Raw genomic sequence first — 12,495 nt, 5'->3', positions numbered from 1 at the left:
GCGACGTGTACGAGCTGGTTGTCAGACCCTCCTGAGAGACTGTGGGTGATCGAAACACCGGAGCGACAGAGCGACTGGTCGGAACAGCGGAGCGTCAGCGACACCGCTCACGGAGCGCAGGAGGCAGCAGCATGACCGAGGCGAGTGGCGGAGATTCCGCGACGGGTACGCCCTTCACGGAAGCGCGCGCACGGGACGTCCTGGCCGCGGCCGGGCGGCCGGACGCCGCGGCGGACGCCAAGCTGCTCGCGCTCGGCGAGAACGCGGTCTTCGCGCTCGGCGACACCGGCCCCGTGATCCGGGTGGGCCGCAGCGCCGAGCTGCTGGAGCGGGCCGAGCGGGAGCTGCGGGTGGCCGGCTGGCTGGCGGAGACGGGCGTACCGGCGGTGCGCGCGGCAGAGCCGGCGGCCCGGCTGGTGGACGGCCACCCAGTGACGTTCTGGGAGCGGCTGCCCGAGGCGGTACGGCCCGCGGGGCCCGGTGACCTCGCCGAGCTGCTGCGGCGGGTGCACGCGCTGCCCGAGCCGCCGTTCGCGCTGCCCCGGCGGGAGCTGCTGGGCGGCGTGGAGCGCTGGCTGCGGCTGGCGGGGGACGCGGTGTCGCGGGAGGACGCGGAGTATCTGCGCGGCCGCCGGGACGCGTTCGCCGCCGCGGCCTCGGCCCTGGAGCCGCACCTGCCGCGCGGCCCCATCCACGGCGACGCGATCCCGCGGAACGTCCATGTCGGCCCGGACGGCCCGGTCCTGGTCGACCTGGAGACCTTCTCGCGCGACCTGCGGGAGCACGACCTGGTGGTCATGGCGCTCAGCCGCGACCGGTACGGCCTGGGCGCCGAAGCGTACGACATCTTCGTACGGGCCTACGGCTGGGACGTGCGGGACTGGGAGGGCTGCGCCGTGCTCCGCGGCTCCCGCGAGACGGCCAGCTGCGCCTGGGTCTCCCAGCACGCCCCGGGCAACCCCGCGGCGCTGAAGGAATTCCGCCGCCGGATCGCCTCCTTGCGGGAGGGGGACGCGGCGGTGCGGTGGTATCCGTTCTGAGGATCTGGTGGGCGGTGCCGCCCGATATTCGCTGTCGCCCGCGGGCCCCCGCGGGCTAACGTCCCGCCCCATGCCCGACACCAGCGACACCACACCCACCGCCGACGCAGCGCGTGCCCCACAGCCGACACAGGCCGCCGAGACGCCCCAGGCCGCTGAGACGGTAGGGCCGCCGCGGCTGACCCGGCTCGCCTTCCACGGGCCGCTGTCCGAGGAGCGGGCGGAGCGGATGGTGCAACGGCTCGCCGCCGGGCGCCCGGCCACCGTGCTCGACCTCGGCTGCGGCTGGGGCGAGTTCATGCTGCGGGTGCTCGACGCGACACCCGGCGCCACCGGGCTCGGCATCGACGTCAACGCCGACGACCTGGCCAGGGGCCGCGCCAACGCCGCGGCCCGCGGGCTCACCGACCGCGTGGAGTTCGCCGAGGAGTCCGGGCACGGCACCACCCGCGGCCCCGCCGACCTCGTACTCTGCCTCGGCGCCGGCCATGCCGTGGCCGGTCCCGAGTCCCCGCACAACTTCCGCACCGTACTGCGTGAGCTGCGCCGCCTCGTCGCCCCCGGCGGCCGCGTGCTGTACGGCGAGGGCTTCTGGCAGCGCCCGCCGGCCGCGGCGGAGCTGACCCGGATGTGGCCCGGAGCCACTGCCGAGGAGCACCTGAGCCTGGCCGAACTCGTCGACCTCGCCGTCGAGGAGGGCTTCCGCCCGGCCTGGGTGGAGACGGCGAACGGCGACGAGTGGGAGGCGTTCGAGTCCGGCTACCGCTGCGACGTCGAGGAGTGGCTGGCCACCCACCCCGATCACCCGCTCGCCCCCGAGACCCGCGAACGGGCCGACGCCCACCGCGCCTCCTGGCTGTCCGGCTACCGCGACCTCCTCGGCATCGCCTACCTCACTCTCGTCCCGGTCGGGCCCGCCCCGCGCCCCTAAGGTGTCTTTCCGTCCTCTCACTCGGAGACATCACTTGGAGACACCGATGGCCATTCGCCGTGTCGTGCCCAACATCCAGTCCCAAGCGGTGGACGAAAGCCGCGATTTCTACGGTCTCCTGGGCTTCGAAGAGGTCATGAACCTCGGCTGGATCACGACGCTCGCCTCCCCCTCCAACCCGGCCTCCCAGGTCAGCCTGATGACGCACGACCGGACGGCACCCGTCGTCCCCGACATGAGTGTGGAAGTGGACGACGTGGACGCGGCCTATGCAGCCATGCAGGAGAGCGGCGCCGAGATCGTCCATCCGCTGCAGGACGAGGAGTGGGGCGTACGGCGCTTCTTCGTCCGCGACCCCAACGGCCGGGTGATCAACGTACTGGCGCACCGCTGACGCCCGCTCTCCCCCTCAGGGGCGTCACGCGCACGTTGTCACCCGTGCGGTATCAGCGGCCAGGCCGGCTCCACATGGGCCGCCGGGTCGGCCGTGCGGCGCAAGTAGCGCTGGAAGGACGCGGCCTGGTCGGCGGCTGCCTTGCGCTGCAGGGCATGCAGGGCCGGCAGCGTCAGGCCGGCCACCTCCGGGTGCTTCGCGCCTATGCGGCGGGCCACTTCGACCGCGGCCACGGCGTCGGCGCCCGCTTCGTGCGCCGCGTCCAGCGCCACGCCGTAGTGCCCGCACAGCGCCTGGAGGGTGCGCTTACCCTTCCGGTACGTGTCGAGATGCTTGTCGAGGACGAGCGGGTCGACGACCGGGGCCGGGCCCGCGCCGAGCCGGTCGGACAGCGACGGTATGCCGTGCCGGCGGCACTCGCGATCCAGCAGCGAGAGGTCGTACCGGGCGTTCATCACCACCAGCGGTGTCCCCGCCCGCAGCGCCGCTTCGAGCGCGTCCGTGATCTCCGCCAGTCCCTCCACGGCCGGGCGGCCGCGGAGCCGTACGACATCGGTCGAAAAGCCGTGGATGGCCGCCGCTTCGGACGGTATCGGCACGCCGGGGTCGAGGACCCAGCTCAGCGCCGGTGCCGCCCGCCCCGCCGCGTCGAGCCGGATGACGGCCGCGGTGACGACCCGGTCGGTCTCGACGTCGGTGCCCGTGGTCTCCAGGTCGAAGCCGACCAGCGGTTCCTTGTGCCAGCTCATGCGGCCTCCTTCAGTGGTGCGTCCCCCGTGTCGCACGCGACCGTCCGCCGCGTCCCGCACGGCCGCGATCTCGTGTGCCTTTACTCTCCCACGCACCACTGACAACGCCGCCGGCTCCCGCCTTCCGCACCGCCCGGCCCGCCCCTCCCTTAGGGTCCCGGCATGGATCTGCAACTGGCCGGACGGCGTGCGTTGGTGACGGGGAGCAGCGGCGGCATCGGGGCCGCGGTCGCCGAAATGCTGGCGGCCGAGGGCTGTGACGTGCTGGTGCACGGGCGGAACGCGGACGCCGCCGCGGAGGTCGCGCGCCGGGCGGCGGACCACGGCGTACGCGTGGACGTGGTGCTCGGCGACCTCGGTGAGCCGGGCGGCGCGGAGCGGGTGGCCGCCGCGGCGCGGGACTTCGGGGTGCACATCCTGGTCAACAACGCCGGGCCGTTCGCCGAGCACGACTGGGACTCCGTACGGCCGGAGGACTGGCAGTCCGCGTTCGAGGGGAACGTGTTCTCGGCGGCGCGGGTGACGCAGGCGCTGCTGCCCTCGCTCCGCGCGCACGGCTGGGGCCGGGTGATCAACATCGGCACCCGGGCGGTGCGGACGCCGCTGCCGAACATGGTCGAGTACTCCGCCGCCAAGGCCGCGGTGGTGAACATGACGACCAGCCTGGCCGGGCACCTCGCCGGCACGGGGATCACCGCGAACTGCGTCAGCCCGGGTGTGATCGCCACGCCCTCGATGCACCGGATGTTCGAAGAGCGCGGCGAGACCTCAGCGGACGCGGCGACCCTGTACGCGCCCAATCCCGTCGGCCGGCTGGGGCGCGCGGAGGACATCGCGGGCGCGGTGCTGTATCTCGCGAGCCCCCTGGCCGACTACGTCAACGGCATCGAGCTGCGCGTCGACGGCGGCATCACGGGCACGCCCTGAGCCGACGGCCACAGGCCCCGCCGCCGACCCCGCCACCGGCCGAAGGCCCCGTCGACGGCCCCCGGGGCCCGCGGGGCCGCCCCGGCTCACGACACCGGCCGCGCGTCCGCCCACACGCTCTCGAATTCCTCGCGGTACACCTCGAAGAGCCCGTGGTCGCTCTCCCGGCCGTCCTCGTGGCGCACGACCTCCCGGCCGCCGCCGCGCAGCACCAGGACCGGCACCTCCATGCCCCGGCTCTTGCGCAGGTAGGACTGGACGACGGCCAGGCCGTCCGGGCCGTCGCCGTCCACGAGGTACGCCGTGAAGCGCGGCGTCTCGTCGAAGACCTGGATCTCGAACGCGCCCGGGTCACGCAGCCGGGCCCGCACCCGCCGCATGTGCATGATGTTGCTCTCGATCGAGCGGCTCATCTCGCCCTTCTTCAGGCCCAGCTCCCGCTCGCGGCGGCGCACCGCGCTGCTGGCCGGGTTGAGGAAGAGCAGCCGTACCCGGCAGCCGGACTCGGCGAGCCGGACCAGCCGGCGGCCCGAGTAGTTCTGTACGAGGAGGTTCAGCCCTATCCCGACCGCGTCGAGCCGCCGCGCGCCCCCGAAGAGGTCCTCGGCGGGCAGCTGGCGCTGCAGGCGCACCCGGTCGGAGTGGACGCCGACGACATCGGCGTAACGGTCGCCGACCAGGTCCTCGACCGCGTCGATGGGCAGCCGCCCGGCCGTACGGGTGCCGATGCCGGAGCCCAGTATCTCCAGGAGGCGCGCGGAGGCGCGTTCGGCCTGGGCGAGCACCGTCTCGGAGAGCGCGCGGTTGCGGGAGACGATGTTCCGGGCCACCTCCAGCTCGTCCAGGCCCAGCTCGACGTCGCGCCGGTCGTCGAAGTACGGCTCGAAGCAGGGCCAGTGCTGGACCATCAGCTCGCGGAGCTGCGGGAGGGTGAGGAAGCTGAGGATGTTGTCGTCGGCGGGGTCCAGGAGGTACCCCTTGCGGCGGCTGACCTCCCGTACGGCGACCGCGCGGTGCACCCACTCCTGCCCGGCGGGCCCGGCGGCCGCGACCACCCACTCGTCACCGTGCACCGGCTCGTAGATGGGGCGCAGCACGGCCGCGACAACGGCACGCAGCCGTTGTTCGACCAGATTCAGCCAGATGTACGCACGCCCGGCGCGTCTGGCGCGGGTGCGGACCTCGCTCCAGGCATCGGCGCCCCACTCCAGTTCCGCCCCGATCTCCATGGGACGTGCGAGGGACACCGCACCGGGCGGTGCGTCGATGGAGCCGCCCTCATGACCATCGTCACCAGGAGGCAACTCCAACCCGCCCGAGCTCACCTGTACACCGCCTTCCGAACCCCCGTGCCAACGATCAAGGCACCCTACTGCGGGTGCGGGAGGGGGTGCAGCCCGATGCGCCGACTCTTCCACCAACTCCCCTTATTCGCTGTGCCCGTTGTGTCCGGAAACGGGAGGCGGGCGTGAGCGGAGTCATAGCGGGGTCACCGGGCGCCGCCCGGGAGTCCCGGCGCACTCTCCCCTCGTCACGCCCCTCGTCAGGGGTCTCGGGCGACTCCGGAGGCACTCGGGAACGAGGCCGAAAGTGATTGCTCGGGAGTCGCGACACGCCCATGAGGCCCCTTACGGCGCGCCATGTCGTCATACATGGTGATCCGCGGTCGGACACCTGACCGTTCCCCCGGTCGGAGGACCCTGTTTCGCGGCAGGTTGCCTGCCTTTCGGCGAAGATCTCGCGAACATCCCACTGTTCCTCGGTCATCGGGGAAGAATTCCGGTTTGGTCCGCGGTCGTGAGTCCGTCGCGGCGCCCCTCTAGGAAGTGGAAGAGTCGACGTATGCAGGTCTGGCCGGGACAGGCGTATCCGCTAGGTGCCACGTACGACGGTGCGGGCACCAATTTCGCGGTGTTCTCCGAGGCGGCACAACGTATCGAGCTGTGTCTGCTGCACGACGACGGTTCGGAAACGGCGGTAGAGCTCCGCGAGTCCGACGCGTTCGTCCGTCACGCGTATCTGCCCGGCATCATGCCCGGGCAGCGGTACGGCTTCCGGGCGCACGGCCCGTACGAGCCGGCCAAGGGTCTGCGCTGCAATTCGGCGAAATTGCTGCTCGACCCGTACGCCCGGGCGGTCAGCGGCACCATCGACTGGGACGAGGCGGTCTACGGCTACCACTTCGGCAAGCCGGAGAGCCGCAACGACCTGGACTCGGCGCCGCACACGATGGCGTCGGTCGTCGTCAATCCGTACTTCGACTGGGGCGACGACCGGCCCCCGCGTACGGACTACCACGAAACGGTGATGTACGAGGCGCACGTCAAGGGTCTGACGATGCTGCACCCGGAGCTGCCGCAGGAGCTGCGGGGTACGTATGCGGCGCTGGCGCACCCCGTGATCATCGACCACCTCCGGGATCTCGGGGTCACGGCACTGGAGCTGATGCCCGTACACCAGTTCGTCAACGACCACCGGCTGGCGGACGAGGGTCTGGCGAACTACTGGGGCTACAACACGATCGGCTTCTTTGCGCCGCACAACGCGTACGCCTCCTGGGGCGACCGCGGCCAGCAGGTGCTGGAGTTCAAGTCGGCGGTGCGCGCGCTGCACCAGGCGGGCATCGAGGTCATCCTCGACGTGGTCTACAACCACACGGCCGAGGGCAACCACATGGGGCCGACGCTGTCCTTCAGGGGGCTGGACAACGTCTCGTACTACCGGCTGACCGACGACCCGCGGTACTACATGGACACCACGGGGACGGGCAACAGCCTCCTGATGCGCAGCCCGCACGTGCTCCAGCTGATCATGGACTCGCTGCGCTACTGGGTGACCGAGATGCGGGTGGACGGCTTCCGCTTCGACCTCGCGGCCACGCTGGCCCGGCAGTTCCACGAGGTGGACCGGCTGTCGTCGTTCTTCGACCTGGTGCAGCAGGACCCGGTGGTCAGCCAGGTGAAGCTGATCGCGGAGCCGTGGGACGTCGGCGAGGGCGGCTACCAGGTGGGCAACTTCCCGCCGCTGTGGACCGAGTGGAACGGCAAGTACCGCGACACCGTGCGCGACCTGTGGCGCGGCGAGCCCCGTACGCTCGCGGAGTTCGGGTCCCGGCTGACCGGTTCGTCCGACCTGTACCAGGGCGACGGGCGCCGGCCGCTCGCCTCCGTCAACTTCGTGACCTGCCACGACGGCTTCACGCTGCACGACCTGGTCTCGTACAACGAGAAGCACAACGAGGCCAACGGCGAGGACAACCGGGACGGCGAGAGCTTCAACCGCTCCTGGAACTGCGGCGCCGAGGGCGAGACGGACGACCCGGAAGTGCTGGAGCTGCGGGGCCGGCAGATCCGCAACTTCATCGCCACCCTGATGCTTTCCCAGGGCGTGCCGATGCTCAGCCACGGTGACGAGTTCGGGCGCACCCAGCAGGGCAACAACAACGCCTACTGCCAGGACAACGAGCTGGCGTGGGTGCGCTGGCCCAAGGAGGGCGAGGACGGGCAGGACCAGGAGGCGCTGGGGCTGCTGGAGTTCGTGCGCAAGATGGTGTGGCTGCGGCGTGACCACCCGGTGTTCCGGCGGCGCCGCTTCTTTCACGGCCGCCCCATGGAGGGCACGCACGACGAGCTCTCGGACATCTCGTGGTTCACGGCCGAGGGCGAGGAGATGCGGCAGCGGGACTGGCAGGCCGCGCACGCCAAGTCGCTGGCGGTGTTCCTCAACGGGAGCGCGATCTCCGAGCCGGGCAAGCGCGGCGAGCGGATCTCCGACGACTCGTTCCTGCTGCTGTTCAACGCGCACGGCGAGGAGAAGGAGTTCACCGTGCCGATGGACCACGGGCGGCAGTGGCAGGCCGTGGTGGACACCGCGCGCCCGGAGAAGGTCGCCGAGGGCGGCCCGAAGGTGCGGGCCGGCGACACGCTCACCCTGGTGGCGCGGAGCCTGATGGTGCTTCAGCGGCCGGCCTGACGGAGAGCGGTGCGTCCGCGCTCTCCGGCCGCGTGCGGAACCGGACGGTCAGCGCCAGGCACAGGACGAGGACGGCGGCGGCGACCGCGACGGCGAAGGCGGCGGACGGGCCGTACGACTCGGCCAGCCGCCCCGAAAGGGCCAGCGCGAGCGCCTGCCCGCCGACGACCGAGCTGGTCAGGAAGGCCATCGACTCGGCCATCCGGCGCGCGGGCACCAGCCGTTCGGTGAGCGCGAAGATCGTGATGAGGTGCGGCGCGAAGGCCACGCCGAGCACCACGACCACCGCGTACAGCGCGCCCAGGGAGCCGACGAACAGCAGCGGTACGGAGAGCACGGTCAGGCCCACCGCGGCGGCCCGCCAGCGGGCCGGCAGGCCGATCCGGGCGGGCACGAGGACGAGCGACAGCCCGGCCACGGCGCTCATCACGCCCATCGCCGCGTAGACCAGGCCCGCGTGGCCGGGAGCGCCGAGCCGCTCGGTGAGCGCGGTGATGCCGGCCTGCGAGGCGCCGAACATGGCGCCCTGGAGGGCCATGGAGACCCGCAGCGCGTGTGCGCCCGCCGGGATGCGGGGGCGGTCTCGCCGGGCCGTCCTGCGGCGTTCTCGCGCTTCGGCGTGTCGCCGGCCCCGCCCGGTACGGACCGTACGGACCTCCGGCGCCGTCACCCCCGCCGTCCGGTGCAGCGCGAACGCCGAGCCGCACGTCGCGAGGAGCAGCGCCGCGAGGGCCAGCGCGACGGCCGGGTGCGCGACCGCCGCGGCCACGCCCACCAGCGCCGGGCCCAGCACGAAGGACACCTCGTCCAGCGTGCCCTCCCAGGAGAGCGCGGCGTTCACCGTGCGCTCGTCGGCCCCGGACCGCCTTACCAGGGCGACCAGCCGGGTCCGGGCGAGCGGCCCCACCTGGGGCACGGTCAGCCCGGCGAGCAGCCCCAGGAGGGCCAGCGGGAGCGTCGCCATGTGGGCCAGCGCGGCGAGTACGAGGGCGGTGACGGCGAGCGCGTTGGCCCAGCAGGCCGTCAGCACCACCGGGCGCTGGCCGTGCCGGTCGGCGAGCCGGCCGATGAGCGGCCCCGCCACGGTCTGCCCCGCGGCCAGCGCGCCGCCGGCCACACCGGCCGTCGCCAGGCTGCCGCTGGTCTCGGTGACGAGCAGGACGCTACCGAGCTGGCACATCGCGGTGGGCAGCCGGCCGAGGAAGGAGACGGCGGGCAGTACCGGGCCGGTCGTGGCGAGCACGGTGCGGTAGGTGGCCAGTACAGCGGTCATTCGGCCGACACTATCGAGACGGCGGCCTGGCCCGTATGGGCAGGACGTACGAACGAAAACCGGGGCACACCCCGCCCGATCGGATGAAGCAACAAGGCACCGTGCGGGTACGTGTGTCCCCATGACGCCCGAATTCAGCGCGCCGCCCACCGCCACCTACCGGCTGCAGCTCCAGCCCGGCTTCCCGTTCGCCGCGGCCGAGAAGGCCGTGCCGTACCTCGCGGCCCTGGGCGTCTCGCACCTGCACCTGTCCCCCGTGCTCGGCGCCGTCCCCGGGTCGACGCACGGCTACGACGTGGTGGACCACTCCGTGGTGCGCGCCGAGCTGGGCGGCGAGGAGGGGCTGCGCGCGCTGTCCCGGACGGCCGCGGCACACGGTCTGCGGCTTGTGGTGGACCTGGTGCCCAACCACATGGCCCGGCCGGCCCCCGCCTCCTTGAACGGGCCGCTGTGGTCCGTTCTGCGGGACGGGCCCGCCTCCCCGTACGCCCGCTGGTTCGACATCGACTGGGAGGGCGGGCACGGCGGGCGGCTGCTGATGCCCGTACTGGGCGGGCGGCTGGCCGACGAGCTGCCCCGGATGCGCGTCGAGGGGGACGTGCTGCGCTATCACGAACACGCGTTCCCCATCCGTCCCGGTACGGAGCGGCTGCCGCTCCCGCAGCTCCTCGATGCGCAGTGGTACCGGCTCTCCTGGTGGCGGCTGGCCCGCACCGAGCTGAACTACCGGCGTTTCTTCACCATCTCCGAGCTGATCGCGGTCCGCGTCGAGGACCCCGAGGTCTTCCGTGCGACGCACGCCACGGTGCTGCGGCTCCTCGAGGACGGCGTGATCGACGGGCTGCGCATCGACCACCCGGACGGGCTCGCGGACCCCGCCGGCTATCTGGCGCGGCTGCGGCAGGCCACGGGCGGGCGCTGGACGGTGGTCGAGAAGATCCTCACCGGCGACGAACGGCTCCCGGAGAGCTGGGCCTGCGCGGGCACCACGGGCTACGACGCGCTGCGCCACATCGACGGGCTCTTCGTGTGCCCGGAGGGCACCGACCGGCTCTTCGGGGTCTACCGCGACGCCGTCGCCCCACTGGCCGACCGCGGCGGCGACTGGGAGGAAACGGTACGGCAGGCCGCGTACGAAGTCGTCACCCACGAGCTGTCGGCGGAGGTCGACCGCTTGGTGCGTACGGCGGCGCGCATCAGTGAGCGCGCGCCGCACCACGGCGACCACGCCCCGTGGGCCCTGCGCCGCGCCCTGCACGAGCTGCTCGTCCGGCTCCCGGTGTACCGCCCGTACGCGCACGACCCGTGGTGCGCGGAACGGGACGCCGCGATGCTGGCGACGGCCGCCGAGGGCGCGGCCGCCGCCTTCGAAGTGCGCGAGGAGGCTCGCTCCGTGGCGCTCGTGCGCGACCTCGCGCTGGGCCGCCTGCGGGACGGCTCCGGGGACGACAGCGCCGACCACGACGACTTCGCCGCCCGCTTCGCGCAGACCGCCTCCGCGCTGCACGCCAAGTCGGTGGAGGACCGCGCGTTCTACCGGTACGCGCCGCTGCTGTCCGCCTGTGAGGTCGGCGGCGATCCCGGCTGCCCCGCGGTCACGGTGGCGGCGTTCCACGCCTTCTGCGCCCGTCTCCAGGCGACCTGGCCGGCGTCCGGAACGGTGCTGTCCACCCACGACACCAAGCGCAGCGCCGACGTCCGGGCCCGCCTCGCCGCCGTCAGCGAGTGCCCCGAAGGCTGGCGCGAGGTGCTGACCCGGCTCAACGCTCGCTCGGCCCGCACCATGGACGGCCTCGAACCCGATCCGCAGATGGCGTGGACGGCCTGGCAGACGGCGTTCGGACTGGCCGGCACCACCGCGCCCCTTCCTGGCGCGGCGGACGTCCCCTCCTGCGGGGCAGCGGTCGCCCCGGGGCCGATGGGCGGCGGCATCCCCTTCGAGCGGCTCGCGCCGGCCGTCCTGAAGGCCGTGCGGGAGGCCGGGCTGCACACCACGTGGACCGAACAGAACACTTGGTACGAGGAGTCGGTCACGGAATTCCTCCAGGCGGGTCCGTGCAGCCCCGCGGCCGCCGCCGAACTGGCCGCGTTCGCCGACGAGCTGGCCCCCTTCATCCGCGCCAACGTGCTCGGCGCCGCGCTGCTGCACCTCACGATGCCGGGCGTCCCCGACATCTACCAGGGCACGGAGCACGAGTACTTGGCGCTCGTCGACCCGGACAACCGCGCCCCCGCGCGCTTCTCACCGGAGTTCCTGGCCGACGTGGACAGCGGCGGGGACGGCAGCGGCGGCCCGGCCGGCGACCCGTACGGCACGCCGGGGCTCTCCGCCGAGAAGCTGCGGCTGACCGCGGCGGCGCTGCGGCTGCGCCGGGCGCACCCGGAGTGGTTCGGCCCGCAGGGCTCGTACCGGCCGCTGCACGCCGTCGGCGACCCGGACGGCCACTGCGTGGCCTTCGCCCGCGCCGACCGCGCCGTGACCGTGGCCACCCGGCTCTCGCTCCGCCTCGCCGAGACCGGTGGCTGGCACACGGCCGCCCTGCAGCTCCCCGGCGCGTCCGCGGTCTGGCGGGACCTGCTCACCGGCCGCGACTTCGAAGGCCCCGCGGTCCCGCTGGCCGACCTACTGGACCGGTGGCCGGTGGCCCTTCTGGTGCTCAGCGCCCCGTGAGCACGTAGGCCACGCTGCCGAAGGTGACGTGATCACCGGGGTGGACGGCGACCTCACCGAGGACGCGACGCCCGTTGACGAACGTGCCGTTCATGGAGCCGAGATCGCGCAGCAGCCAGACATCGCCGGAGGTGCGGAGCTGGGCATGGGAACGCGAGACCGTGTCGTCGTTCAGGCGCAGGCCCGCACCCGGCGCGCGGCCTATCTGGAGCGGGAACGGTCCGGGGTCCGGCAGCAGCAGCTTGGGGAGGCGCTCCGTGCGCCACGCCCTGCGGACCATGAGGTGGAAGGCGGACGCCCTGCCCACCGCGCGCAGCACGGCGCCCTCGAAGCGGCCACGCGTGGCCAAGTCACCGGTAGCCCGGTCCAGTTCGCTGCGGTGCCGTGCGGTGAGCACCAGCTCCAGGCGGCGCAGAAAGGTGTCCTGGGACAGCCGCCCGTCGGCCGCGCCCTCGCGCAGCAGCGCCAGCGCGCGATCCCGCTCGGCATCCGACAAGCGGGCCGGTCGCGCCGGGAATTCGAGCGATGTCATGGCCCG

10 protein-coding genes are annotated in these 12,495 nt (G+C 73.0%); 6 read left to right on the top strand and 4 right to left on the bottom strand.

Annotated features, from left to right (window positions below; genetic code table 11):
• Positions 1 to 131: 131 nt before the first annotated feature.
• The 3 genes from IF04_RS0106840 (at position 132) to IF04_RS0106830 (ending at position 2,365) form a co-directional block, all read left to right on the top strand.
• Positions 132 to 1,040: an aminoglycoside phosphotransferase family protein gene (locus IF04_RS0106840; RefSeq protein ID WP_051830805.1), complete on the top strand. Its 909-nt coding sequence runs from the start codon at positions 132 to 134 to the stop codon at positions 1,038 to 1,040.
• Between the two features lie 70 nt (positions 1,041 to 1,110).
• A complete protein-coding gene (locus IF04_RS0106835; protein WP_078599931.1) occupies positions 1,111 to 1,971 on the top strand; it encodes an SAM-dependent methyltransferase in 861 nt (286 codons plus the stop codon).
• A 46-nt stretch (positions 1,972 to 2,017) separates the two neighbouring features.
• Complete coding sequence (locus IF04_RS0106830) at positions 2,018 to 2,365, top strand: VOC family protein (protein WP_030252421.1); 348 nt, start codon at positions 2,018 to 2,020, stop codon at positions 2,363 to 2,365.
• A gap of 38 nt (positions 2,366 to 2,403) precedes the next feature.
• On the opposite strand, the gene IF04_RS0106825 is transcribed toward IF04_RS0106830, so the two are convergent.
• Positions 2,404 to 3,114, bottom strand: a complete 711-nt coding sequence (locus tag IF04_RS0106825; protein ID WP_030252419.1) for a 3'-5' exonuclease — start codon at positions 3,112 to 3,114, stop codon at positions 2,404 to 2,406.
• A 162-nt stretch (positions 3,115 to 3,276) separates the two neighbouring features.
• Between IF04_RS0106825 and IF04_RS0106820 the strand changes: the two genes are divergently transcribed.
• A complete protein-coding gene (locus IF04_RS0106820; RefSeq protein ID WP_030252417.1) occupies positions 3,277 to 4,041 on the top strand; it encodes an SDR family NAD(P)-dependent oxidoreductase in 765 nt (254 codons plus the stop codon).
• A gap of 86 nt (positions 4,042 to 4,127) precedes the next feature.
• Here the strand turns inward: IF04_RS0106820 and IF04_RS0106815 are convergent, their stop codons facing one another.
• Positions 4,128 to 5,366, bottom strand: coding sequence for an SAV2148 family HEPN domain-containing protein (locus IF04_RS0106815; protein ID WP_030252415.1), 1,239 nt, complete (start codon positions 5,364 to 5,366; stop codon positions 4,128 to 4,130).
• A gap of 517 nt (positions 5,367 to 5,883) precedes the next feature.
• Between IF04_RS0106815 and glgX the strand changes: the two genes are divergently transcribed.
• Complete coding sequence (gene glgX, locus IF04_RS0106810; RefSeq protein ID WP_030252412.1) at positions 5,884 to 8,013, top strand: glycogen debranching protein GlgX; 2,130 nt, start codon at positions 5,884 to 5,886, stop codon at positions 8,011 to 8,013.
• Here glgX and IF04_RS0106805 read toward each other — a convergent pair.
• On the bottom strand, positions 7,967 to 9,286 hold the full coding sequence (locus IF04_RS0106805; RefSeq protein WP_030252410.1) for an MFS transporter: 1,320 nt from the start codon (positions 9,284 to 9,286) through the stop codon (positions 7,967 to 7,969). The two genes, glgX and IF04_RS0106805, sit on opposite strands and share 47 nt — an antisense overlap.
• Before the next feature lie 121 nt (positions 9,287 to 9,407).
• On the opposite strand from IF04_RS0106805, the gene treY reads away from it, so the two are divergent.
• Complete coding sequence (treY, locus tag IF04_RS0106800) at positions 9,408 to 11,957, top strand: malto-oligosyltrehalose synthase (RefSeq protein WP_030252407.1); 2,550 nt, start codon at positions 9,408 to 9,410, stop codon at positions 11,955 to 11,957.
• Here treY and IF04_RS0106795 read toward each other — a convergent pair.
• Complete coding sequence (locus tag IF04_RS0106795; RefSeq protein ID WP_030252405.1) at positions 11,944 to 12,489, bottom strand: FHA domain-containing protein; 546 nt, start codon at positions 12,487 to 12,489, stop codon at positions 11,944 to 11,946. The genes treY and IF04_RS0106795 overlap by 14 nt on opposite strands.
• Positions 12,490 to 12,495: the final 6 nt, after the last annotated feature.

This window comes from Streptomyces violens (genome assembly GCF_000717745.1).
Taxonomy (GTDB): Bacteria; Actinomycetota; Actinomycetes; order Streptomycetales; family Streptomycetaceae; genus Streptomyces; species Streptomyces violens.
The sequence above is the reverse complement of the archived record's forward strand: the minus strand, read 5'-3'. Positions and strand labels throughout refer to the sequence as shown.

Coding starts and splice junctions, on each gene's coding strand:
- IF04_RS0106840 (WP_051830805.1), top strand. CDS start 132: ATGACCGAGGCGAGTGGCGGAGATTCCGCGACGGGTACGCCCTTCACG.
- treY (WP_030252407.1), top strand. CDS start 9,408: ATGACGCCCGAATTCAGCGCGCCGCCCACCGCCACCTACCGGCTGCAG.
- IF04_RS0106820 (WP_030252417.1), top strand. CDS start 3,277: ATGGATCTGCAACTGGCCGGACGGCGTGCGTTGGTGACGGGGAGCAGC.
- IF04_RS0106830 (WP_030252421.1), top strand. CDS start 2,018: ATGGCCATTCGCCGTGTCGTGCCCAACATCCAGTCCCAAGCGGTGGAC.
- IF04_RS0106795 (WP_030252405.1), bottom strand. CDS start 12,489: ATGACATCGCTCGAATTCCCGGCGCGACCGGCCCGCTTGTCGGATGCC.
- IF04_RS0106825 (WP_030252419.1), bottom strand. CDS start 3,114: ATGAGCTGGCACAAGGAACCGCTGGTCGGCTTCGACCTGGAGACCACG.
- IF04_RS0106835 (WP_078599931.1), top strand. CDS start 1,111: ATGCCCGACACCAGCGACACCACACCCACCGCCGACGCAGCGCGTGCC.
- IF04_RS0106805 (WP_030252410.1), bottom strand. CDS start 9,286: ATGACCGCTGTACTGGCCACCTACCGCACCGTGCTCGCCACGACCGGC.
- glgX (WP_030252412.1), top strand. CDS start 5,884: ATGCAGGTCTGGCCGGGACAGGCGTATCCGCTAGGTGCCACGTACGAC.